Annotated in this window: 20 protein-coding genes; 10 read left to right on the forward strand and 10 right to left on the reverse strand. The window is 69.8% G+C overall.

What is annotated here, in order from left to right:
• Position 1 precedes the first annotated feature (1 nt).
• The 5 genes from whiA to ACTMVF_RS25180 form a co-directional block, all read right to left on the reverse strand.
• Positions 2-991, reverse strand: coding sequence for a DNA-binding protein WhiA (whiA, locus tag ACTMVF_RS25160; RefSeq protein ID WP_048585222.1), 990 nt, complete (start codon positions 989-991; stop codon positions 2-4).
• The gene (locus ACTMVF_RS25165; protein WP_441273377.1) at positions 982-2,049 is read right to left on the reverse strand and encodes a gluconeogenesis factor YvcK family protein; all 1,068 of its coding nucleotides are present in this window, start codon (positions 2,047-2,049) and stop codon (positions 982-984) included. The genes whiA and ACTMVF_RS25165 overlap by 10 nt, the downstream gene beginning before the upstream one ends.
• Positions 2,046-3,062, reverse strand: a complete 1,017-nt coding sequence (gene rapZ, locus ACTMVF_RS25170; RefSeq protein WP_441273378.1) for an RNase adapter RapZ — start codon at positions 3,060-3,062, stop codon at positions 2,046-2,048. The genes ACTMVF_RS25165 and rapZ overlap by 4 nt, the downstream gene beginning before the upstream one ends.
• On the reverse strand, positions 3,059-5,203 hold the full coding sequence (gene uvrC / locus ACTMVF_RS25175; RefSeq protein WP_441273379.1) for an excinuclease ABC subunit UvrC: 2,145 nt from the start codon (positions 5,201-5,203) through the stop codon (positions 3,059-3,061). The genes rapZ and uvrC overlap by 4 nt, the downstream gene beginning before the upstream one ends.
• A gap of 500 nt (positions 5,204-5,703) precedes the next feature.
• Positions 5,704-5,940: a hypothetical protein gene (locus ACTMVF_RS25180; protein ID WP_441273380.1), complete on the reverse strand. Its 237-nt coding sequence runs from the start codon at positions 5,938-5,940 to the stop codon at positions 5,704-5,706.
• A 275-nt stretch (positions 5,941-6,215) separates the two neighbouring features.
• On the opposite strand from ACTMVF_RS25180, the gene ACTMVF_RS25185 reads away from it, so the two are divergent.
• The 3 genes from ACTMVF_RS25185 to ACTMVF_RS25195 all read left to right on the forward strand — a co-directional run bounded on the left by ACTMVF_RS25185 (position 6,216) and on the right by ACTMVF_RS25195 (position 9,559).
• Positions 6,216-7,169 (forward strand): hypothetical protein, encoded by a 954-nt coding sequence (locus tag ACTMVF_RS25185; protein WP_441273381.1) that lies wholly within the window; start codon positions 6,216-6,218, stop codon positions 7,167-7,169.
• Between the two features lie 432 nt (positions 7,170-7,601).
• Positions 7,602-8,651 (forward strand): LacI family DNA-binding transcriptional regulator, encoded by a 1,050-nt coding sequence (locus ACTMVF_RS25190; RefSeq protein ID WP_441273382.1) that lies wholly within the window; start codon positions 7,602-7,604, stop codon positions 8,649-8,651.
• On the forward strand, positions 8,648-9,559 hold the full coding sequence (locus ACTMVF_RS25195; protein WP_441273383.1) for a carbohydrate kinase family protein: 912 nt from the start codon (positions 8,648-8,650) through the stop codon (positions 9,557-9,559). Before ACTMVF_RS25190 ends, ACTMVF_RS25195 begins: the two co-directional genes overlap by 4 nt.
• A gap of 164 nt (positions 9,560-9,723) precedes the next feature.
• Here ACTMVF_RS25195 and uvrA read toward each other — a convergent pair whose 3' ends face one another.
• A complete protein-coding gene (uvrA, locus tag ACTMVF_RS25200) occupies positions 9,724-12,771 on the reverse strand; it encodes an excinuclease ABC subunit UvrA (protein ID WP_441273384.1) in 3,048 nt (1,015 codons plus the stop codon).
• A gap of 224 nt (positions 12,772-12,995) precedes the next feature.
• On the opposite strand from uvrA, the gene ACTMVF_RS25205 reads away from it, so the two are divergent.
• The 5 genes from ACTMVF_RS25205 (at position 12,996) to ACTMVF_RS25225 (ending at position 17,234) form a co-directional block, all read left to right on the forward strand.
• On the forward strand, positions 12,996-13,682 hold the full coding sequence (locus tag ACTMVF_RS25205; protein WP_441273385.1) for a maleylpyruvate isomerase family mycothiol-dependent enzyme: 687 nt from the start codon (positions 12,996-12,998) through the stop codon (positions 13,680-13,682).
• A gap of 45 nt (positions 13,683-13,727) precedes the next feature.
• On the forward strand, positions 13,728-14,384 hold the full coding sequence (locus tag ACTMVF_RS25210) for an MBL fold metallo-hydrolase (RefSeq protein ID WP_441273386.1): 657 nt from the start codon (positions 13,728-13,730) through the stop codon (positions 14,382-14,384).
• Positions 14,385-14,683: 299 nt separating this feature from the next.
• Entirely contained in the window at positions 14,684-15,568 is an 885-nt protein-coding gene (locus ACTMVF_RS25215; protein WP_441273387.1) for an ABC transporter substrate-binding protein, read from the forward strand.
• Complete coding sequence (locus tag ACTMVF_RS25220) at positions 15,565-16,485, forward strand: amino acid ABC transporter permease (RefSeq protein WP_441273388.1); 921 nt, start codon at positions 15,565-15,567, stop codon at positions 16,483-16,485. The genes ACTMVF_RS25215 and ACTMVF_RS25220 overlap by 4 nt, the downstream gene beginning before the upstream one ends.
• Before the next feature lie 20 nt (positions 16,486-16,505).
• Positions 16,506-17,234 (forward strand): amino acid ABC transporter ATP-binding protein, encoded by a 729-nt coding sequence (locus tag ACTMVF_RS25225; RefSeq protein ID WP_441273596.1) that lies wholly within the window; start codon positions 16,506-16,508, stop codon positions 17,232-17,234.
• Positions 17,235-17,336: 102 nt separating this feature from the next.
• Here the strand turns inward: ACTMVF_RS25225 and aroQ are convergent, their stop codons facing one another.
• A complete protein-coding gene (gene aroQ, locus ACTMVF_RS25230; RefSeq protein ID WP_441273389.1) occupies positions 17,337-17,810 on the reverse strand; it encodes a type II 3-dehydroquinate dehydratase in 474 nt (157 codons plus the stop codon).
• Between the two features lie 105 nt (positions 17,811-17,915).
• Here aroQ and ACTMVF_RS25235 point away from each other — a divergent pair, with 105 nt between their 5' ends.
• Together ACTMVF_RS25235 and ACTMVF_RS25240 are read left to right on the forward strand one after the other, a co-directional pair.
• Complete coding sequence (locus ACTMVF_RS25235; RefSeq protein WP_441273390.1) at positions 17,916-18,962, forward strand: S66 family peptidase; 1,047 nt, start codon at positions 17,916-17,918, stop codon at positions 18,960-18,962.
• Between the two features lie 62 nt (positions 18,963-19,024).
• The gene (locus ACTMVF_RS25240; RefSeq protein ID WP_441273391.1) at positions 19,025-20,329 is read left to right on the forward strand and encodes an MFS transporter; all 1,305 of its coding nucleotides are present in this window, start codon (positions 19,025-19,027) and stop codon (positions 20,327-20,329) included.
• Between the two features lie 70 nt (positions 20,330-20,399).
• Here the strand turns inward: ACTMVF_RS25240 and ACTMVF_RS25245 are convergent, their stop codons facing one another.
• From ACTMVF_RS25245 to ACTMVF_RS25255, 3 genes are all read right to left on the reverse strand, one after another.
• Positions 20,400-21,500, reverse strand: a complete 1,101-nt coding sequence (locus ACTMVF_RS25245; RefSeq protein ID WP_441273392.1) for a calcium:proton antiporter — start codon at positions 21,498-21,500, stop codon at positions 20,400-20,402.
• Positions 21,501-21,603: 103 nt separating this feature from the next.
• On the reverse strand, positions 21,604-21,906 hold the full coding sequence (locus tag ACTMVF_RS25250) for a hypothetical protein (RefSeq protein ID WP_441273597.1): 303 nt from the start codon (positions 21,904-21,906) through the stop codon (positions 21,604-21,606).
• Between the two features lie 139 nt (positions 21,907-22,045).
• Positions 22,046-23,047, reverse strand: coding sequence for a TerC/Alx family metal homeostasis membrane protein (locus tag ACTMVF_RS25255; protein WP_441273393.1), 1,002 nt, complete (start codon positions 23,045-23,047; stop codon positions 22,046-22,048).
• Positions 23,048-23,237: the final 190 nt, after the last annotated feature.

A 23,237-nucleotide genomic window follows, 5' to 3' on the forward strand; every position in this document is an offset into this window, starting at 1 on the left:
GTCAGCCCACGAGGTTGTCCGCCAGCTCCTCGCCGAGGTTGGCCTCGGTGCCCGGAATGCCGAGGTCCTGGGCCCGCTTGTCGGCCATGGCCAGCAGCCGGCGAATACGGCCGGCCACGGCGTCCTTGGTGAGCGGCGGGTCGGCGAGCGCGCCCAACTCCTCCAGCGAGGCCTGCTTGTGCTCCATACGCAGGCGTCCGGCGGCAGCGAGGTGCTCGGGGACCTCCTCGCCGAGGATCTCCAGCGCGCGCTGGACGCGGGCGCCGGCGGCGACGGCCGCGCGCGCCGAGCGGCGGAGGTTGGCGTCGTCGAAGTTGGCGAGACGGTTCGCCGTGGCGCGCACCTCGCGGCGCATCCGGCGCTCCTCCCAGGCCAGCACCGACTCGTGGGCGCCGAGCCGGGTCAGCAGGGCGCCGATCGCGTCGCCGTCCCGGACGACCACGCGGTCCACGCCGCGCACCTCGCGGGCCTTGGCGGCGATCGACAGCCGACGGGCCGCGCCAACCAGGGCGAGCGCGGCCTCGGGACCCGGGCAGGTCACCTCCAGGGAGGACGAGCGGCCGGGCTCGGTGAGCGAACCGTGCGCCAGGAAGGCGCCGCGCCAGGCGGCCTCGGCGTCACAGGTGGCTCCGGAGACGACCTGCGGGGGCAGGCCGCGGATCGGACGGCCGCGCCCGTCGACCAGGCCGGTCTGGCGGGCCAGCTGGTCACCGCCCGCGACGACGCGCACGACGTAGCGCGAACCGCGGCGCAGCCCGCCCGGCGCCATCACGATCAGCTCGGAGCTGTGGCCGAAGATCTCCAGGATGTCCCGCTTGAGTCGTCTGGCCGCCATCGCGGTGTCCAGCTCCGCCTCGATCACGATGCGCCCGCTCACCAGGTGGAGGCCGCCGGCGAACCGCAGAATGGCGGAGACCTCCGCCTTCCTGCAGCAGGTCCGGGTGACGGGGAGCCGGGAGATCTCATCCTTCACCGCTGCCGTCATCGCCATGGGCCGATCCTTCCATGCATCCGAAAAATACGGTCGTACGCGGCGGCGAGGAGCTCCGGGTCGTGCCGGGGCGTCCCGTCCGTCCGGGCCACCGGGGCCAGCTCGACCGCAGCACCGAGCCGCTTGGCGGCCTCGGTGAGCACATCCCGGTCGGGCACGGCGGCCTCGTCGGCCAGCACCACGTCCAGGGCGAGTTTAGGGGCGTGTCGTCCCAAAACCTCCAAATGACGCTGCGGTGAGAACCCTTCGGTTTCTCCCGGCTGCGGAGCGAGGTTCAGCGAGAGTACCCGGCGTGCCTTCGTCTCGATGAGGGCGTCCAGGAGTTCCGGCACGAGCAGATGCGGGATGACCGAGGAGAACCAGGAGCCCGGGCCGAGCACCACCCAGTCCGCGTCCCGGACGGCGGCGACGGCCTCCGGGACGGCGGGCGGGTCGTGCGGCACGACATGCACCGACTGCACCTCACCGGGGGTGAGGGCGACGTTGGCCTGGCCGCGGACGGTGTCGACGGCCTCGGGCAGGTCCGGGTCGTGTCCCTTGACCAGGGCCTGGAGCTCCAGCGGTACGGCGGACATGGGCAGCACGCGCCCGTGCGCGCCGAGCAGCTTGCCGACCAGGTCGAGGGCCTGGACGTGGTCGCCGAGCTGCTCCCACAGGGCGACGATCAGCAGATTGCCGACCGCGTGGTCGTGCAGGTCGCCCTTGGAGTGGAAGCGGTGCTGGATGACGCGGGCCCAGGTCTGGCCCCAGTCGTCGTCGCCGCACAGCGCGGCCAGCGCCTTGCGCAGGTCACCGGGTGGCAGCACGCCCAGCTCGTCGCGCAGGCGCCCGCTGGAGCCGCCGTCGTCGGCCACGGTGACCACGGCGGTCAGGTCACCGGTGATCCGGCGCAGCGCGGCGAGCGAGGCGGACAGGCCCATGCCGCCGCCGAGGGCGACGACCTTGGGCTGGGCGCCGCGGCGGCGCGGCCTGGCGCCGCGGGCCTCGGCGGGCCGGCCGGCCCGCGACTCGGGCACCGCCCGGCGCAACCTGCTCAGCCGCGGAGTACGTCCCGTCATTCCCGTCCCATGTCCCGGTGTACGACCACCGTCTCCACGCCCTGGGAGGCAAGGCGCGCTGCGAGCTTCTCCGATGTGGCGACCGAGCGGTGCTTGCCGCCGGTGCAGCCGACCGCGATGGTCACGTACCGCTTGCCCTCGCGGCGGTATCCGGCCGCGATGAGCTGGAGCAGCTCGGAGTAGCGGTCGATGAACTCCTTCGCGCCGGGCTGGTTGAAGACATACGCCGACACCTCTTCGTTGAGGCCGGTGAAGGGGCGCAGCTCCGGGACCCAGTGCGGGTTGGGCAGGAAGCGCATGTCCACGACCAGGTCGGCGTCGACCGGGAGGCCGTACTTGAAGCCGAAGGACATGACCGTGGCCCGCAGCTCCGGCTCCTCCTCGCCCGCGAACTGGGCGTCCATCTTGGCGCGCAGCTCGTGCACGTTGAGGCTTGAGGTGTCGATCACCAGGTCGGCGTCGCCGCGCAGCTCGCGCAGCAGCTGGCGCTCGGCGGCGATGCCGTCGACGATGCGGCCGTCGCCCTGGAGGGGGTGCGGGCGGCGCACCGACTCGAAGCGGCGCACCAGGGCGTCGTCGGAGGACTCCAGGAAGACGATCCGGCGGGTGACGCCCCGGGTGTCGAGTTCGGCGAGGGACTCGCGGAGGTTGTCGAAGAAGCGCCGGCCACGGACGTCGACGACCACGGCGATCCGCGCCACATTGCCCTGGGAACGGGCACCGAGCTCCACCATGGTGGGGATCAGCGCGGGCGGGAGGTTGTCGACTACGAACCAGCCGAGGTCCTCCAGACACTTGGCGGCCGTCGAGCGGCCGGCCCCGGACATGCCGGAGATGATCACCAGCTCGGGGATGGCCGCTTCGGGGACCCCGGCTGTCTCGTTGCCCGTACTCACCTGTGCTCCGTCTTCCTGGCGTGCGTTCTGCTGGGTGAGATCCTCGCCGGTCTTCTTGTGGGTTTCCTGAGCTTGTTGATCTCGCTCGCCTGTGGGTTGTGTGTCGTGCTCGCTCATCTCTCCTGCCCCCGTCGTTCGTCCGGGGCGCCCGCGGACACGGGCTCCCCCGAGGTCTCCGCCGTCGTATCGGATTCCTCGTCTTCCATGATCTCTCCAGTCGCCGTGTTCACAGCGGGCGCGGCCGGGGCCGCCTGGGCGAGAGCCACGGCGATCGTTTCGGCCGTCTTGCGGCCTATGCCTGGAACCTCACAGATCTGGTCGATTGTCGCCGAACGCAGCTTCTTCACCGACCCGAAGTGCTTGATCAGCGCCTGCTTGCGGGTCTCACCGAGGCCGGGGACATCGTCCAGCGGGCTCGACCGGAAGCGCTTGGCCCGCTTGGTGCGCTGGTAGGTGATCGCGAAGCGGTGGGCCTCGTCCCGGACGCGCTGGAGCAGATAGAGGCCCTCGCTTGTGCGGGGCAGGACGACCGGGTCGTCCTCGCCGGGCACCCAGACCTCCTCCAGGCGCTTGGCGAGGCCGCAGACGGCGATGTCGTCGATGCCGAGCTCGTCCAGGGCCCGCTGGGCGGCCGCGACCTGCGGCTGCCCGCCGTCCACGACGACGAGCTGCGGCGGGTAGGCGAAGCGCTTGGGGCGGCCGTCGTCGTCCTTGAGGCCGTTGGCGAGGGGGGCGGAGGAGGCGTCGGCGAGCAGGTCGGACGAGGTGTCGGCGAGGGCATCGGACGAGGCGCCCGTGAGCGGGGCGGACGAGGTGTCGCCGAGGGTGTTCTCGCCGTTGGTCCACTCGCCCGTCTTCTCCTTCTCGGCGAGGTAGCGCCTGAAGCGGCGGGTGATCACCTCGTGCATGGAGCGGACGTCGTCCTGGCCCTCGAAGCCCTTGATCTGGAAGCGTCGGTACTCGCTCTTGCGCTGCAGGCCGTCCTCGAAGACGACCATGGAGGCCACGACGTCGTCGCCCTGGAGGTGCGAGATGTCGTAGCACTCGATCCTGAGGGGTGCGCTGTCCAGGTCGAGGGCGTCGGCGATCTCCTCCAGGGCACGCGAGCGCGTGGTCAGGTCGGAGGCGCGCTTGGTCTTGTGCAGGACGAGGGCCTGCTGGGCGTTGCGCTCGACAGTCTCCATGAGGGCGCGCTTGTCACCGCGCTGGGGGATGCGCAGCGAGACGCCGGCGCCGCGGCGCCCGGTCAGCCACTCCTGCACGGGCTCCACGGGGTCGGGCAGGGCCGGGACCAGGACCTCCTTGGGCACGGCGTCCCCGGTCTCCTCGCCGTAGAGCTGCTGGAGGGCGTGCTCGACGAGGGCGCCGGTGGTGATCTCCTCGACCTTGTCGGTGACCCAGCCGCGCTGGCCCCGCACCCGGCCGCCGCGGACGTGGAAGATCTGTACGGCCGCCTCGAGCTCGTCCTCGGCGACCGCGATGAGGTCGGCGTCGGTCGCGTCGGCGAGCACGACCGCGTTCTTCTCCATGGCCTTCTTCAGAGCCTCGATGTCGTCGCGCAGGCGGGCGGCCCGCTCGTACTCCATCTCGTCGGCCGCCTCCATCATCTGCTTCTCGAGGCGGCGGATGTACGTGCCCGTGCGGCCGGTCATGAAGTCGCAGAACTCCTCGGCCAGTTCCTGGTGCTCCTCGGCCGAGACGCGGTCCACGCAGGGGGCGGAGCACTTGCCGATATAGCCGAGCAGGCAGGGGCGGCCGGTGCGGCGGGCGTTCTTGAAGACGCCGGCCGAGCAGGTGCGCACGGGGAAGACGCGCAGGAGGAGGTCGACGGTGTCGCGGATCGCCCACGCGTGTGCGTACGGCCCGAAATACCTGACGCCCTTCTTCTTGTGACCGCGCATCACCTGCACACGCGGGTACTCCTCGTTCATCGTCACCGCGAGGTACGGGTAGCTCTTGTCGTCGCGGTACTTGACGTTGAACCGGGGGTCGTACTCCTTGATCCAGGAGTACTCCAGCTGCAGGGCCTCGACCTCCGTGGACACCACGGTCCACTCCACGGACGCGGCCGTGGTGACCATCGAGCGGGTGCGCGGGTGCAGGCCCGCCAGGTCCTGGAAGTAGTTCGCCAGGCGCTGACGCAGGCTTTTCGCCTTTCCGACGTAGATCACCCGGCGGTGCTCGTCGCGGAACCTGTACACCCCGGGGGAGTCCGGGATCTGTCCCGGCTTGGGGCGGTAGCTGGAGGGATCGGCCATGTCTCACACCCTACTGGCGAGCGCTGACACTCCGGCGGGGCTGTGGACAACGCCGGAGCGTTGGGGCTCAGCGGGTCACGACCCACGGCACGTCGGGCGAGGCACCCCGGATACCAGCACGTGGCGGGCGGTCCGCAGTGCCTGGGCGAGCGGCACCGCGTGCGCGTCGGGGCCCCGGCATTCGTCGCGTGCGTGCCGGGGCTGCCCTCGTCGCGCGGATCACCGTCGGCCCTACCGGCACCCCAGCAGGCCCAGCGCTGGAACCTGAGAATGGCCAGGACAGGAAAGCGAGAATGGCCAGGAAACGGTGGTGGTCACCGCTGGCCTCCCGGAGCCGGAGTTCGGCCAGGATGCTGCGGACGCTCTTCTCCGCGGTGCCTTCGAGGACCCGCAGGCGGCGGCCTATGCCCGTGTCGGAGCGGCCCTCGGCATGAGGCCCATCCGGGCCAGGGCCCCCGCTCAACTTGTCGACCTCGGCAAACGTCGGCAGCACGAGGATCTCAGCGGCGGAGGGTGCGGGCCGCCTTGAGGCCCTCGCTGGAGTGGCCGGTCGGCATTCTGGCGTCGGCGATCGCGAGGTCGGGTCGTTCGGCCCCGACCAGTTCCAGCAACCCGGCGCCGTCATCGGCCTGACCGCCACCTCGTACCGGCCGCTCGCACAGGCCGGCCAGGGCCTCCCGGAGCAGCAGTCCGGCCCACGGCTTCCTGCGGTAATCGGCTCCGGCCGCACGAGCCATCAGAGCAGTGCTGGGCAACACCGGGGCCGGTTGTGGACAACACCGGGGCCGACGCGGCGACTTGAGGCGGCGGCATCGCGACTCGGCCAGGATTGCCCACTGTTGGGCATCAGGTGTTGTCGGGACTTGGTCAACACGCTTCAATGCGGGGGAACTCGGGGCCATGAACGACGGCGTGAATATGTGAAGACCCCTGCCGCGCCGATGGGGTGGCCCCGAGCAGCCGCGCGAACGGTCTGACCACCCGTTGTGAACATCCACAGAAAGGCCCCTGCATGCCGCACGCCACACAGCACGCGGACATCCCCGCCGCCACCGCGGAACTGCACACGGCCCTGCGAGGCGGCCCGTTCCACGTCGCCCTGCGCGCCGCGATAGCCGCCCGGGGACTGCCGCTGCAGCGCGTGCAGCACCATCTGTCCCGTCGCGGCGTGAAGGTCGGCGTCACCAGTCTGAGCTACTGGCAGCAGGGCGCCCGCCGGCCGCAGCGCCCCGAGTCACTGCGTGCGGTACGGGCGCTGGAGGAGATCCTCCAGCTGCCGGAGGAGTCCCTGATCCGGCTGCTCGCCGAGGCCGTCGACCACTCCGCCCTCCAACGGCCCGCGGCCCGCTCCTACCGCTCCCTGGTGGAGGCCTCGGGCGTCCTGGAACAGCTACTGGCCGAACTGGACTGGCCGGTCGACGGCGGCCTGCACACCCTCGCCCACCACGAGCGGGTGCGGATCGGGCCGCGCCGTGAGCTGGCGGGACGCGAGTCGCACCACATCGTGCGCGCCCACAAGGACGGAGTGGACCGCTTCGTCGCCGTCCACCACGGCGACCCTGGGTGCGCGCCGGAGCGCATCACGGTGCACGCGCTGGAGAACTGCCGCACGGGACGGGTCCGTTGGCACCATGACACCGGCGTCCTCGCGGCCGAGCTGCTCTTCGGTACGCGTCTGCGGGCCGGCGACACCTACCTCTTCCGCTACGGCGTCGAGGACGGCACGGCCGACGTGTCCCGCGAGTACGCCCGCGGTTTCCCTCTCGCGGGCGGCCAGTACGCCCTCCAGGTCCGCTTCGCCGAGAACGCCCTCCCGGTTCGCTGCCACCGGTTCGCCCAGCACTCGGCAGCAGCGCCCCGCAGCGGCCGTCAGGGCCTGGCCCTCAGCGGGCTGCACCGCTCCGTCCACCTTGTCGAGCCGCGGGTGCGGCCGGGGATCGTGGGCATCGGGTGGGAGTGGGAGTGAGCCGCCGCCCGGTCTGTCGCGGGCTCGGCTGACCGCCACGTTTTCCATCCCGGTCGGTCTGTTCCATCCCAGTCGGCCTGACCGCCATGTTTCGCGTACTGGCCGGGCTGCCCACCACGCCCTCACACCGGCCGGGCTGACCACCACGTACTGACACCGGCTGAGTTGCCCTCCGCGCCCTGACACCGGCCGAGCTGACCACCACTTTTCATCCTGGTGCGGCTGATCAGCAGGTTCCCCACACCGTACGGATGACCACCAGGTTCTGATCCCGGGACGGCCGACGTCCCCCTCGGCAGGATCAGCAGGGGGCACGTAAGCGATTGCGCAAGCGTTTACGTGTGGCGCCGAATGGGATACCTTCCCGGCCAGAAGACCCGCGGCGGCCCAGGGAGGGGCCCGCGGCGCAGGCAGAACCGGGAGGGGATCGCGATGACAACCATGGCCGACGTCGCGCGGAGCGCCGGCGTGTCGGTGGCGACCGTCTCTCATGTGCTGAACGGCACCCGGCCGGTGCTGCCCCACACCCGCCAGGCGGTGCTGGACGCCATGGACGAGCTCGGCTACACGCCCAACACCCTCGCCCGTTCCCTGGTGACCTCCCGCACCCGGTCCATAGGGCTCGCGGTGTCGGCGATCAGCAATCCGTACTTCACGGAGATACTCCAGGGCGTCGAGGCCGCCGCCCTGGAACACGGCTACAGCCTGCTCATCGCCGACCCGCACGACGATCCGGAGCATGAACGCAAGGTCGTCCAGCTCCTGCACGAGCGCCGCGTGGACGGCATGATCGTCGCGCCCTCGGCGGACCCGCGCGAGCTCATCGCCTACCTCGGGCGTCACAAGGTGCCGACCGTCCTCCTCGACCGCGTGGTCGCCCCCATGACCGACAGCTCGCCGCATTTCGACCAGGTCTGCGCCGACAGCGCCGAACCCGTGGCCCGGCTCGTCACTCATCTCGCCGACCTCGGCCACCGTCGGATCGCCCTGGTCGCCGGCCTGCCGGGCCTCAGCACCACGAGCGAGCGGCTCACCGGATACCGGGACGGCCTGACGGCGGCCGGGCTCGTGTACGACGAGCGCCTCGTCGTACACGGCGACTCCGAGGCGGCCGGTGCCGAACAGGCCACCGCCGCGCTGCTGTCGCTCGCGTCGCCGCCCACCGCTCTCGTCACCGCCAACAACGCCATGACGATCGGTGCCCTGCGCGCCCTGCGCGCGCATGGCCTGGCCGTGCCCGACGACATCGCGCTGTGCTGCTTCGACGACTTCGCCTGGGCCGACCTGTTCTCACCCCGGCTCACCGCGATAGCCCAGCCGAGCAGGGACATCGGCGCCCAGGCGGTCCGCGTGCTCCTGGACCGCCTCGCCTCGCCGGACCGGCCCGCCCGGACCCAGCGGCTCCCCTGCACCTTCGTGCATCGCACCTCATGTGGATGCCCCGAACAGCCCCTGACGTCCGTGAAAGGAACCGTCTCGTGATCGTCGTCGCCGGTGAGGCCCTGATCGACTTGGTACCACAGGGCGCGGGCGCCCTGGCGGGCCTGAAGCCGGCGCTCGGCGGCGGGCCCTACAACACCGCGGTGGCCCTCGGCCGCCTCGGCTCCCCCACCGCCTTCTGCTCCCGGACCTCCTACGACGCATTTGGTGAAGCCCTGCTCGACGGGCTACGGGACTCCGGCGTGGACGTATCGGCCGTGCAGCGCGGTATGGAGCCGACCACCCTGGCGGTCGCCACCATCGACGCGAAGGGTTCGGCTGCCTACTCCTTCTACGTCGAGGGCACCGCCGACCGGCTCTTCACGGCACCCCCGGAGCTGCCCGCGCAGACGCGCGCGGTCTCCTTCGGCACCTGTTCGCTCGTCCTGGAACCGGGGGCGAGCGCCTACGAAGAGCTGATGCGGAGCGCGGCCGCGCAAGGGGTGTTCACCGCTCTCGACCCGAACATCCGGGCCGGCCTGATCCCGGACCCGGACGGCTACCGGACCCGGTTCAAGAGCTGGCTGCCGTCGGTGTCGCTGCTCAAGCTGTCCGAGGAGGACGCGCTGTGGCTGGGCGGCACCCCGCGCGAGTGGCTGGCCGCGGGACCTGCGGCCGTCGTGATCACTCAGGGCGGTGACGGACTGACCGCCTTCACTCGGGACGGCGCGGTGCACACCGTAGCGGGCGAGCAGGTCGACGTCGTGGACACGATCGGTGCGGGGGACACCGTGAACGCGGCGCTGTTGCACGGCCTGGCCGCCCTGGACGCCCTGTCCGCCGAGGCGCTCGTGGGACTGGGCGCCGACGGCTGGACACGGCTGTTGCGGTTCGCGGCGCGGGCTGCCGCGATCACCTGCTCCCGGGCGGGCGCCGAGCCGCCCTACGCCTCCGAACTGGGGGACTTCTAGGAGGCGTTCCGTTCCACTGTTGTCCACTCTTGAGGAGTCAAGGTTCGTCACAGCCGCGGGATCGAACGGCTGATCATGCAACGTGCGGCGCCCCGCGGGGAGTTCCCGCGGGGCGCCGCACTTTTCCGGATGTGTTCGATGTTCGGGCTCGTCGTCCGCGAGCCTCAGGCCTTGCGGGCCCGCGTCGTCTTCTTCGCGGGTGCCGCCTTCTTCGTGGCGCCGGTCGCCTTCTTGGTGGCGGTGTTGTTGGCGGCCCTGGTCGTCTTCGTGGTCCTGGCCGTCGCCGTCTTCTTCGCCGTCGAGCCCGCCGCGACCGTCTTCTTGGCCGCCGCCTTGCGCGGGGCCTTCACCGAGGCCGCGTCGCTGATCCGGTCGGCGTCGAGGATGTCGCGCAGGAACTTGCCGGTGTGGCTGGTGGAGACCGCGGCGACCTCCTCGGGCGTGCCCTCGGCGATGACGAGGCCACCGCCTGCGCCGCCCTCGGGCCCCATGTCCACGATCCAGTCGGCGGTCTTGATCACGTCGAGGTTGTGCTCGATGACGATGACCGTGTTGCCCTTGTCGACCAGGCCGGACAGGACCTTCAGCAGCTTGCTGATGTCCTCGAAGTGCAGACCGGTGGTGGGCTCGTCCAGGACGTAGACCGTACGGCCGGTGGAGCGCTTCTGCAGCTCGCTGGCGAGCTTCACGCGCTGCGCCTCACCGCCGGACAGGGTGGTCGCGGACTGGCCGAGCCGGACATAGCCGAGACCGACGTCGTTCAGCGTCTTGAGGTGGCGGTTGATGGCCGGGACCGCCTCGAAGAAGGTCATGGCCTCTTCGATGGGCATGTTCAGGACCTCGGAGATGGACTTGCCCTTGTAGTGGACCTCCAGGGTCTCCCGATTGTACCGGGCGCCGTGGCAGACCTCGCACGGGACGTAGACGTCCGGGAGGAAGTTCATCTCGATCTTGATCGTGCCGTCGCCCGCGCAGTTCTCGCAGCGGCCGCCCTTGACGTTGAAGGAGAAGCGGCCCGGCATGTAGCCGCGGACCTTCGCCTCGGTGGTCTCGGCGAACAGCTTGCGGATGTGGTCGAAGACGCCGGTGTACGTGGCAGGGTTCGAGCGCGGGGTGCGGCCGATGGGCGACTGGTCGACGTGCACGACCTTGTCGACGAGGTCGTCGCCCTCCACGCGCGTGTGGCGCCCGGGCACATTGCGGGCGCCATTGAGCTCGCGGGCCAGGTGCGTGTACAGGATGTCGTTGACCAGCGTCGACTTGCCGGAGCCGGACACGCCCGTGACCGCGGTGAACACGCCCAGCGGGAAGGACACGTCGATGTCCTGGAGGTTGTTCTCCCGGGCGCCGTGCACCGTGAGCCGGCGGGACGGGTCCTGGGGGCGGCGGATGTCGGGCAGCGGGATGGACTTCTTGCCGGCCAGGTACTGCCCGGTCTGCGACTCGGTGTTGGCGAGCAGCTCCTTCAGGGAGCCGCTGTGCACGACCTTGCCCCCGTGCTCACCTGCGCCGGGGCCGATGTCGACGACCCAGTCGGCGGTCTTGATGGTGTCCTCGTCGTGCTCGACGACGATGAGCGTGTTGCCCATGTCGCGCAGCCGGACGAGGGTCTCGATGAGCCGGTGGTTGTCTCGCTGGTGCAGACCGATGGACGGCTCGTCCAGGACGTACAGGACGCCGACGAGTCCGGAGCCGATCTGGGTGGCCAGACGGATGCGCTGGGCCTCGCCGCCGGAGAGGGTGCCCGCCGCGCGGTTGAGCGAGAGGTAGTCCAGGCCGACGTCGACCAGGAACCGCAGCCGCTCGTTGACCTCCTTCAGCACGCGCTCGGCGATCTTCTTGTCACGGGCGTTGAGCTTCAGCTCGCCCAGGAACTCCGCGCAGTCGCTGATGGACATCGCGGCGACCTCGGCGATCGACTTCTCCATGATCGTGACCGCGAGGACGATCGGCTTCAGGCGCGTGCCGTCACAGGTGGGGCAGGGCACCTCGCGCATATAGCCCTCGAAGCGCTCGCGGCTGGCGTCGCTCTCGGCCTCGCTGTGTCGGCGCTTGACGAAGGGGACGGCCCCTTCGAACGGCGTGGTGTACACGCGCTCGCGCCCGTACCTGTTCCGGTAGCGGACCTCGATCTGCGTCTTGTGCCCGTGAAGGAGCGCCTTCTTGGCGCGCTGCGGCAGGCCCGCGAAGGGGATGTCCGTCCGGAAACCCAACGCATCCGCGAGGGCACCGATCAGGCGGCCGAAGTAGTCCTTGGTGTGCCCGTGCGACCACGGGTGGATGGCGCCCTCGTCGAGGGACTTGTCCTCGTCCGGGACGATCAGCTCGGGGTCGACCTCCATGCGCGTACCGATACCGGTGCACTCGGGGCAGGCGCCGAAGGGCGAGTTGAAGGAGAAGGAGCGCGGCTCCAGCTCTTCGAAGGAGAGGTCGTCGTACGGGCAGTACAGGTGCTCCGAGTACATGCGCTCGCGCTCGGGGTCACCCTCGGGGAGGTCGACGAAGTCGAGCACGACCATGCCGCCGGACAGGCCGAGGGCGGTCTCCACGGAGTCGGTGAGGCGGCGCTTGGCGGTGTCCTTCACCGTGAGACGGTCGACGACCACCTCGATGGTGTGCTTCTCCTGCTTCTTCAGCGTGGGCGGGCTGGAGAGCTGGATCGTCTCGCCGTCCACACGCGCGCGGGAGTAGCCCTTGGTCTGAAGATCGGCGAAGAGGTCGACGAACTCGCCCTTGCGCTCACGCACCAGCGGCGACAGCACCTGGAAGCGGCTCCCCTCCGGCAGCTCCAGGACCTTGTCGACGATGGCCTGCGGCGACTGGCGCGAGATCGGGCGGCTGCACTGGGGGCAGTGCGGCTTGCCGATGCGCGCGAAGAGCAGACGCAGATAGTCGTAGACCTCGGTGATGGTGCCGACCGTCGAGCGCGGGTTGCGCGAGGTCGACTTCTGGTCGATGGAGACCGCCGGGGACAGACCCTCGATGAAGTCGACGTCCGGCTTGTCCATCTGACCGAGGAACTGCCGGGCGTACGACGACAGCGACTCCACGTAGCGCCGCTGCCCCTCGGCGAAGATGGTGTCGAAGGCCAGCGAGGACTTGCCCGACCCCGACAGGCCCGTGAAGACGATGAGCGAGTCGCGCGGCAGGTCGAGCGAGACATTCTTCAGGTTGTGCTCGCGCGCGCCACGGACGATGAGACGGTCGGCCACGCCGGTCCGCACCTTTCTTGAGAGAAGTGACAGGGGCGAGGCCCCCGTGCTTTTTCAGACTAGGGGGAGCCACTGACAACGCCGGTCGGATTCCCGAATGGGACAACAATCCCGGACCATCCAGCATGCCCGACGCCAAGACCGACCCTATAGCACGCGCATTCGATTTACGGCACTCGTTCACCACCTTCACCCAAAGGTGTGGCGGGGCTAGTGTCAGCACCATGATTGATCACGCTCGTGACCTGGTGTCTGTACGTGAAGCGACGGAACGGCTGCTCACCGCAGCGGCCAAGCTGGACAACGCGTCGGTGGCCGAGCCGTCACGGCTCCCCGGCTGGAGCCGCGGCCACGTCCTCGCACACCTCGCCCGCAATGCCGACGCCCTCGTGAACGTCCTCGAAGGGCGCCCCATGTACGTCTCGGCGACGGCCCGGGACGCCGACATCGAGCGGGACGCCCCGCGCCCCCTCGACGCGCAGCTCACAGACGTACGCGAGAGCACGGCCCGGTTCCAGGAGACGGGAGCGGCTCCCGCGGACTGGTCACGCACGGTCCAGCTGCGCAACGGGGTCACCGACGCGGCGGCCCGGGTGCCGTTCCGGCGATGGATCGAGGTGGAGTTGCATCACGTGGACCTCGGGATCGGGTATGAGCTGGAGGACCTGCCGGCGGAGTTCGTGGAGCGGGAGATCGACTTCCTCGCCGAGCGGTTCACCGGACACCCCGATGTGCCGCCGACCCGTCTCACGGACGGCACGCGCGCGTGGAGCACGGGCCGGGAGGCGGACACCGCAGAGATCACCGTCCGAGGTCCCGCGCCCGAGTTGCTCGGCTGGCTCGCCGGGCGCCGCGACGGATCCGGGCTGACCGTGGAGGGCGGCCCGCTGCCGTCGCTCCCCCCGCTGTAGCTCCTGGACCGTCCCCGGCCCGCTCTCCCGCTATAGGCTGCCGCCATGACGTACAGCGGACAGGTGACGGTCGGTGGCCCCGCCGACGTGCACGAGCTCAAGGACCTGATGATCACCAAGATCGCGGTCGGCCCGATGGACAACAACGCCTATCTGCTGCGCTGCCGGGCCACGGACGAGCAACTGCTGATCGACGCCGCCAACGACGCGGAGACACTGATCGGCATGATCGGTGACGACGGCATCGCGTCCGTCGTCACCACACATCAGCACGGCGACCACTGGCAGGCGCTCGCCGCGGTCGTCGAGGCCACCGGCGCGCGCACGTACGCCGGCCGGGACGACGCCGACGGCATCCCGGTGCCGACCGACGTCCTGGTCGACGACGGCGACACCATCCGGGTGGGGCGCGTGGAGCTGACCGCGCGCCACCTGGTCGGGCACACGCCGGGTTCGATCGCCCTCGTCTACGACGACCCGCACGGGCATCCCCATGTATTCACCGGGGACTGCCTGTTCCCGGGAGGCGTGGGCAACACCCGTAAGGATCCGAAGGCGTTCGCCAGCCTGATCCACGATGTCGAGACGAAGATCTTCGACGTGCTGCCGGACGAGACCTGGGTCTACCCCGGCCACGGAAACGACACGACGCTGGGCGCGGAACGGCCGCAGCTGCCGGAGTGGCGCGCGCGGGGCTGGTGAGCGCGCGAAGTCGGTGAGCGCGCACCCCGCGTACGCGCCCCGTGTGAATCGTTCACACGCGCCGGTGCCACGCGCGCGCTCCCGGCGGACGTTGTTGCGCGGTCAACTGGAAGCAGCCCCGCACAGGATGACGGCTCCTGAGCGGTAAGGGCCGCCGGTCCCTCAATCCCCGCCCTCGGCCGGCGGCCCCGGCGACTGCCGAGGGTCCTGTTCACAGGAACGCAACACCCGTTCCCACTATGCGGACAGTTACCGTCGTGACCTCGACAAACACGACGATGTACTGTCAATCTCCCGCCATGCACCTTGCCCCTCGCGCGCTGCGCCGCGCCGTCGCCGTCGCAACGACAGCCCTGCTCGCCACCGCTCTCGGCTGCGCTCCCCAGCCCGATGACAAGGCCGCCGACGCACCTTCGGGGTCGGCCGGGAACACCTGCGCCAAGGGCAAGTTGGCCACCCAGACCTCCGGCAAGCTGACGATCGCCACCGACGAGCCGGCGTACGAGCCCTGGTTCAAGGACGACAAGCCCGCCAACGGTGAGGGATTCGAGTCGGCGGTCGCGTACGCCGTGGCCAAGCAGCTGGGCTACGACAAGAGCGCCGTCGTCTGGCAGAGCGTGCCGTTCAACAAGGCCTTCGCGCCCGGCGAGAAGACCTTCGACTTCGACATCAACCAGGTGTCGATCAGCGACGAGCGCAAGAAGGCCGTGGACTTCTCCTCCGGCTACTACGACGTCCGCCAGGCCGTCATCGCGTTGAAGGGCACCAAGGCCGCGAAGGCGAAGAACGTCGCGGACCTGAAGGACCTCAAGCTGGGCGCACAGGTCGGCACCACCAGCCTGAACTACATCGACGACGTGGTGAAGCCGACTCAGGAGGCCGCGGCGTATGCCAAGAACGACCAGGCCAAGTCCGCGCTGAAGAACGGTCAGGTCGACGCCATCGTCGTCGACCTGCCGACCGCCTTCTACATCACCGCGGCCGAGGTGACGGACGCGACGATCGTCGGGCAGTTCGAGAACCAGGGCGGTACGCCGGAGCAGTTCGGGCTCGTGCTCGACAAGGGCAGCGCGCTCACCACATGCGTGACGGACGCCGTGGACGCGTTGCGCAAGGACGGCACCCTGGCCAAACTCGAACAGCAGTGGCTGTCGGACGCCGTCGACGCTCCGGTGCTCAAGTGACGGTCACGAAGGAGGAGTCGGGCCAGGAGGGCGCGGACGACAACGGCGGCATGTCCGGCGCGGGCGGCGACGGTTACGTCCCCTCGCAGCGACGTCTCGACCGCGAGCGCTACAAGCGCGTCCGCGCCCGCCGCGCCACGGCGATCGCCGCCCTCTCCACCCTGGTCACCGGCGTCGTTCTCTACCTGGTCGTGGTCAACGCGCCGGGCTGGCCGCGCACCAAGGAGACATTCTTCAACGGGCAGTACGCGCGCGAGGCGTTCCCCAAGGTCCTCGAAGGGCTCTGGCTCAACGTCCGGCTGCTGCTGATCTGCGGTGCGGCCGTGCTGGTCCTCGGGATGCTCATCGCCGTCGCCCGTACCCTGCGCGGCCCGGTCTTCTTCCCGCTACGGGCGCTGGCGGCGGCGTACACGGACTTCTTCCGGGGCCTGCCGCTCATCATTAACCTCATGATCGTCGTGCTCGGCGTCCCCGCGCTGCGGCTGCAGGGCGTGACCGTCGATCCGGTACTGCTGGGCGGCACCGCGCTGACGCTGACGTACTCGGCGTACGTCGCCGAGGTGTTCCGCGCGGGCATCGAGTCCGTCCACCCCTCGCAGCGCGCCGCGGCCCGCTCACTCGGTCTCACCAACCGGCAGGCACTGCGGCACGTCGTCCTGCCCCAGGCCGTACGCCGTCAGGTGCCGCCCCTGCTGAACGACCTGGTGTCGCTGCAGAAGGACACCGGGCTGGTGTCGATCGGCGGTGCGGTGGACGCCGTACGGGCCGCGGACATCATCGTGGGCCGCAGCCTCAACTACACGCCATACATCGTCGCGGGCCTGGTCTTCGTGGCACTGACCATCCCGATGACCCGCTTCACGGACTGGGTGACGGCCCGGATGGACCGCCGGCGCGCCCAAGGAGGAGCCCTGTGAGCGACGCACCTGTGCTGCGTATGGAGTCCGTCCGCAAGACCTTCGGCGACTCGGTGGTGCTGCGGGACGTCGACCTGGAGGTCGCCCCGCACACGGTGACCGCCCTGATCGGCGCCTCCGGCTCCGGCAAGTCCACGCTGCTGCGGTGCGCGAACCTGCTGGAGGACATCGACGACGGTGCGATCTGGCTGGACGGCGAGGAGATCACCGATCCGCGCGTCGACCAGGACGCCGTACGGCGCCGTATCGGCGTGGTGTTCCAGGCGTACAACCTCTTCCCGCACATGACGGTCCTGGAGAACATCACCCTCGCCCCGCGCCGGGTGCACGGGGTGTCCCGGGCGGAGGCCGAGGCACGCGCGCGTGAGCTGCTGGAGCGGCTCGGACTGGCCGGCAAGGCGGGCGAGTACCCGGACCGGCTGAGCGGCGGCCAGCAGCAGCGGGTCGCCATCGTCCGTGCCCTGGCCGTACGCCCGCGGCTGCTGTTGCTCGACGAGATCACCGCCGCCCTCGACCCCGAGCTCGTCGGTGAAGTCCTCTCCGTCGTCCGCGACTTGAAGGAGGACGGGATGACGATGGTGCTGGCCACGCACGAGATGGGGTTCGCCCGCGAGGTCGCCGACCAGGTTTGTTTTCTGGACGGAGGCGTGGTGCTGGAGCGCGGCACGGCCGAGCAGATCTTCGGCGATCCGCGGCAGGAGCGCACCCAGCGCTTCCTGCGGCGGATCGTGGAGGCAGGGCGGCTGTAAGGACCGCTCGCCATGGTCGGCGGGGCTTACACGTCCGCGGGGCCTACACGTCCAGAGGGCTCATGGTTGCGCCGGGCTCACCGCCCGCCCAGCCCGGCCGCTTCACGTGTCCGCCTGTCCCGCCCCCGCCAGTGCCGCGACCCGCTCCACCCCGAACACGTACCCCTGCACACCGCACCCAGCGATGACGCCGTCGGCGCGCAGGGAGACGTACGAGTGGTGCCGGAACGACTCGCGCTTGTGGATGTTGGAGATGTGGACCTCCAACACGGGCAGTCCGTCGCAGGTGTTGAGTGCGTCCAGAATCGCAACTGACGTGTGCGAGTAGGCACCGGGGTTGATCACGATCCCGCTGTGGTTCAGCCGTGCCTCATGGATCCAGTCGACGAGCTCGCCCTCGTGGTTGGACTGCCGGAAGTCGATCGTGCCGCCGTGCGCGGCCGCCGCCTTGGCACACAGGGCCTCGACATCGGCCAGGGTCTTGGAGCCGTAGATCTCCGGCTGGCGCTGGCCGAGCAGGTTCAGGTTGGGGCCGTTGAGGATCATGATCGGGGCGTTGGCCAGGGTGCGGGGCACGGTTCCTCCGGTCCGTTCGGGGATGCGGCGGTCCGTCGGTGACCGCTGTTCAGACCCCGGTTTATCACGGTGCACGGACCACGCCACGCGCCATACCCTCCGGTTATGACCATGATCTCGTACCCTCCCAAGCCCTCCCCCGGCGATCGCATAGCCGTCATCTCGCCCGGCGCCGGCCTGCCCGGCCTCTTCCCGCGCCCCCACGAACTGGGACTGGAGCGGCTGCGCAAGGACTTCGAGCTCGAACCGGTCGAGTACCCGGCCACCCGCAAGATGGGCTCGACGCCGCAGGAGCGGGCCGACGACATCCACGCCGCGTTCGCCGACCCGGACATCAAGGCGGTCATCGCGTCGATCGGCGGCGACGACCAGATCACTGTGCTGCCGTACCTGGACCGGGAATTGATCCGGGCGAACCCGAAGCCGTTCTTCGGGATGAGCGACAACACCAACCTGCTCATGTTCCTGCGCAACACCGGCATCGTCGGCTACCACGGCGCGACCGTCATGACCGCGCTGGGCCGCCCTGTTGCCATGGACCAGTTGACCGCCGAATCGCTGCGGGCGGCGCTGTTCACCTCGGGCGAGTACGAGCTGAAGCCCGCAGCGCTCTGGAACGACATCAACCGTGACTGGGCCGACCCGGGGACCTTCGACGCGGAGCCGGAGATGCGCTCCTCCGACGGATGGACGTGGGTGAACGCCGACCGGGTGGTGGAGGGCCGCAGTTGGGGCGGCTGTCTGGAGATCCTCGGCTGGCTGCTGATGGCCGACCGGGAGATCGCGCGCGACCTCTCGGAATACGACGGCGGAGTACTGCTGCTGGAGACCTCGGAGGAGATGCCGAGCGGCGAGGAAGTCTTCCGCACCATGCGGAACATGGGCGAGCGCGGGCTGCTCCAGCGCTTCTCCGCGCTACTGATGGGCCGGGCGAAGAGCTGGTCCTTCGAGCGCCCCAACAGCCCTGAGGAAGCCGCCCGTTACGCGGCCGAGCAGCGCGAGGCCGTTCTGCGCGCCATGCGGGCCTACGCTCCCGACACCATGATCGTCTTCGACGTGGACTTCGGCCACACCGACCCACAACTCGTGATCCCCTACGGCGGCATCGTCCGCATCGACGGCCCCACCCGGCGCATCACCGTCACGTACTGACGAAGCCCCGGCGCCCCCGTGCGCCCCCGTAACCCCCGGTCACTGTGGGTAGTTGACGCAGCATGCACGATGTACGCACCGTAAGGGCGCCCTCCATGCTGCGGCTCGCGGCCGCCTCGCTCGCGGGAACAGCCATCGAGTTCTACGACTTCTTCGTCTACGGCACCGCGGCGGCGCTGGTCCTGGGGCCGCTGTTCTTCCCGACGTTCTCGCCGGTAGCGGGAACCCTGGCCGCCTTCGCGACGTTCGGTGTGGGCTTTGTGGCACGGCCACTGGGGTCGGTGCTGTTCGGGCACATCGGGGACCGGCACGGACGCCGGCCGGTCCTGGTCGCCTCGTTGCTGCTGACGGGCGCCTCCACGGTCGCGGTCGGCTGCGTACCGACGTACGACACGATCGGTGTCACCGCTCCCCTGCTGCTGCTCGTGCTGCGCTTTCTCCAGGGGCTGGGGCTCGGCGGGGAGTGGGGCGGGGCCGTCCTGCTGACCGTGGAGCATGCGCCGGCCGAGCGGCGCGGTCTGTGGTCGAGCTTCCCGCAGGTCGGGCCCGCGCTGGGCTTTCTGCTCGCCAACGGTGTGGTGCTGGGGCTGTCGGCGACGTTGTCCGAGGCGCAGTTCGCCGCGTGGGGATGGCGTGTGCCGTTCTGGGCGGCGGGGGTGCTCGCGCTGGTGGGGCTGTGGCTGCGGTCGTCGCTTGCCGAGAGCCCCCGGTTCCTCGAAATCGACGACCACGCGCGCGTGCCGCTCGCCGAGGTCGTACGCGACCACTGGCGGCTCGTTCTGCTGACCGCCGGGGCGCTCGCCATCGGATACGCGATCTTCTACGCCGTGACGACCTGGTCCCTCGCCTACGCCACCGAGCGGCTCGGGGTGAGCCGGGGCGTCATGCTGACCTGCATCATGGCCGCGGTGGTGGTGAAGGGCTCGCTCACCCCACTGGTGGCGATGCTCGGCGACCGGTACGGGCGGCGGCCCCTGACCCTGATCGGGTGCGCTGCCGCCGCCTTGTGGATGTTTCCGCTGGTCGCGCTCCTCGCGACGGGCGAGCCACTGCTGATGTTCCTGGGTTTCCTCGGGGCGATGCTCGCGTTCATCACGATGTTCGCCGTGATCGCCGCGTATCTGCCGGAGTTGTACGAGCCCCGGGTGCGCTGCACGGGCGCGGCGGTGGGCTACAACCTCGGTGGCGTCCTCGGGGGCGCGCTCACGCCGATCGTGGCGACGGCGCTCGCCGAGCAGGGCGGTCGGGTGCCCTGGGGTGTGGGGGCGTATCTGACCGGGATCGCGCTGCTCAGCCTTGGGTGCTTCGCGCTGCTGCCCGAGACGCGTCCGGTGCCTGCTGTGGCGCCGGAGCCCGCCACCGGGTGACGGGCTCCGGACACCGCGGCTTCGCCGGGCACCGCAGCCGCGCAGGACGATCGGCTGCGGAACATGGCGGCTACGGATTGATCGCGAGCTCCAGATACGCCGCGAACAGCACCAGATGAACGCCTCCCTGGAGCGGCGTCGCCCGCCCGGGCACCACCGTCAGCGAGCTCACCACCACCGTCAGGGCGAGCAGCACCATGTGAGTGGGGCCGAGGCCGAGTACGAGGGGGCCCGAGAGCCAGACGGAGGCGAGGGCGACCGCGGGGATGGTCAGGCCGATGCTGGCCATCGCCGAACCGAGCGCGAGGTTCAGGCTGGTCTGCACGCGGTCACGACGGGCGGAGCGCAGCGCGGCGATCGTCTCGGGGAGCAGTACCAGCAGGGCGATGATCACGCCGACGACGGCATGTGGCAGGTCGGCGGCCGCCACCCCGGACTCGATGGTGGGCGACACGCCTTTGGCCAGGCCGACCACACCGATCAGGGCCAGGCCCAGCAGCCCGAGGCTGATCATCGCGGTGCGGGCGGAGGGCGCATGGGCGTGGTCGTCCGCGGTGATCACCTCGCCCTGCCGGGTGATGGGGAGGAAGTAGTCACGGTGCCGCACGGTCTGCGTCGCCACGAACAGGCCGTACAGGATCAGCGAGGAGAGCGCGGCGAACGTCAGCTGCACGCTGGAGAACTCCGGCCCGGGCTTGCTTGTGGTGAAGGTCGGCAGCACCAGGCTGAGTGTGGCCAGGGTGGCGACGGTCGCGAGGGCGGCGCCCGTGCCCTCGGGGTTGAAGACCGCCGTACGGTGGCGCAGCGAGGCGACCAGCAGGCAGAGGCCGACGATGCCGTTACAGGTGATCATGACGGCCGCGAAGACCGTGTCCCGGGCGAGGGTGGAGCTCTTGTCGCCGCCGTCGACCATCAGGGTCACGATCAGGGCGACCTCGATGATCGTGACGGCTACGGCGAGGACCAGGGAGCCGAAGGGCTCCCCGACCCGGTGGGCGACCACTTCGGCGTGGTGTACGGCGGCCAGGACGGCCCCCGCGAGGACCAGTGTCACCAGCGCGACGAGGGCGCCGGGCAGGTCCCGTCCCCAGGTGAAGGCCAGCAGGACGACCGCGAGCACCGGCACGACGTGTGTCCACTGGGTCGTGAGCGGCCTGAGCCGAGCGATCATGGAGCGATCGTCGCAGAGGCGTTGGGGGTTCGCATTCTGGTCCGGATCGTTGTCGGGCGGCCCCGCGCCCTCGGGATGCGGGGCCCCTGTGGGTCGTATGTCGCTACGCGAAATCGGTCATCTCCTGTACGTCGCAGTCCGTGAAGGACGGCGGCCTCGTGCACAGTGCGGCCATCTGCTCCGCGAACTTGGTCGTCTCGGGGTCGTCGCTGTTGCGCATGGCGTCCTCGTAGGAGTCGAACTCGATCACCACGAGGTAGCGGTTGGCCCGGCCCCTGTCCTTGAGGACGAGACGGCGTGTGGGGCCGCCGCTGCGACCTGACAGGCGCTGTTCCGTCTCATGGGCCAGCTCCCGCATCTCGTCGATGCGCTCGGTCTCGAAGTCGATGATCTGCACGAACTTCATGGGTGCGTCCACTGGTGCCTCCACCCGGCCGTGGTGTCCCCGGCCGGGGACACCCAGCACCCAACGAAGCACCGGGAGCGGTGCTCGGCAATTCGCTGGGCACCACTCCCGGTGTTGGTTCTTCCTACGTCCGACGTGGTCAGACGTCGATGCTGTCCTTCGGAGCGCCTTCGCTCCGCTCCTGCGCCGCCTCGGCCGCCGCCTGCTTCTTGGAGGCCCTCAGGCTGGTGATCGTGGTGACGATCAGGACCGAGCAGATGACGCCGAGCGAGACCGGGATGCTGATCTCGGGGACATGGACCCCGGACTCGTGCAGCGCGTGCAGCACCAGCTTGACGCCGATGAAGCCGAGGATAATCGACAGGCCGTAGCTGAGGTGGACCAGCTTCTTCAGCAGGCCGCCGATGAGGAAGTACAGCTGCCTCAGACCCATCAGCGCGAACGCGTTGGCCGTGAACACGATGTACGGGTCCTGCGTCAGGCCGAAGATCGCCGGGATGGAGTCGAGGGCGAACAGGACGTCCGTGGTGCCGATCGCGAGCATCACGACCAGCATCGGGGTCATGATCCGCTTGCCGTTCTCGGTGATGAACAGCTTGGTGCCGTGGTAGCGGTCGGCGACACCGAACTTGCGCTCAGCGGCCTTGAGCAGCTTGTTCTCCTCGTACTCCTCGTCCTCGTCGTCGGCCCGGGCCTCCTGGATGAGCTTCCAGGCGGTCCAGATGAGGAAGGCTCCGAAGAGATAGAACACCCACGAGAAGCTCGCGAGGATCGCGGCACCCGCGGCGATGAAGATCGCGCGCAGGACCAGGGCTATGAGGACGCCGATGAGGAGCACGCGCTGCTGGTACTGCGAGGGCACCGCGAACTTCGCCATGATCAGGACGAAGACGAAGAGGTTGTCGACGCTCAGCGACTTCTCGGTGATGAAGCCGGCGAAGAACTCACCGGCGGGCTGTCCGCCACCGAAGATCAACAGGCCGAGCCCGAAGAGGGCGGCCAGGACGATCCAGACGACCGTCCAGATACCGGCTTCCTTGATCGATACGTCGTGCGGCTTGCGGCCGATGAAGAAGTCGACCGCGATCAGGGCGGCAAGGCCCACGATGGTCAGGACCCATAGGGTCGGGGAAACATCCACTGCGCCTCCGGCAGTCGTAACGGCAAATGTCAGCGTCGTCGCGCGCCGGAGGTCTCTTCCACCCACGATGGGCCGACGCCCCGGGATCTGGCCGGATCCGTATTGACGGGTACGTCGCAGCAGACAGGGAGTACTCCCCTCCGTGCGATGAACAGTACCCCAATCACCAAGGAAAGGTAAAGCGCTTGGC

It is taken from the genome of Streptomyces sp. SD31 (genome assembly GCF_052068475.1).
In the GTDB taxonomy this organism is placed as follows: Bacteria; Actinomycetota; Actinomycetes; order Streptomycetales; family Streptomycetaceae; genus Streptomyces.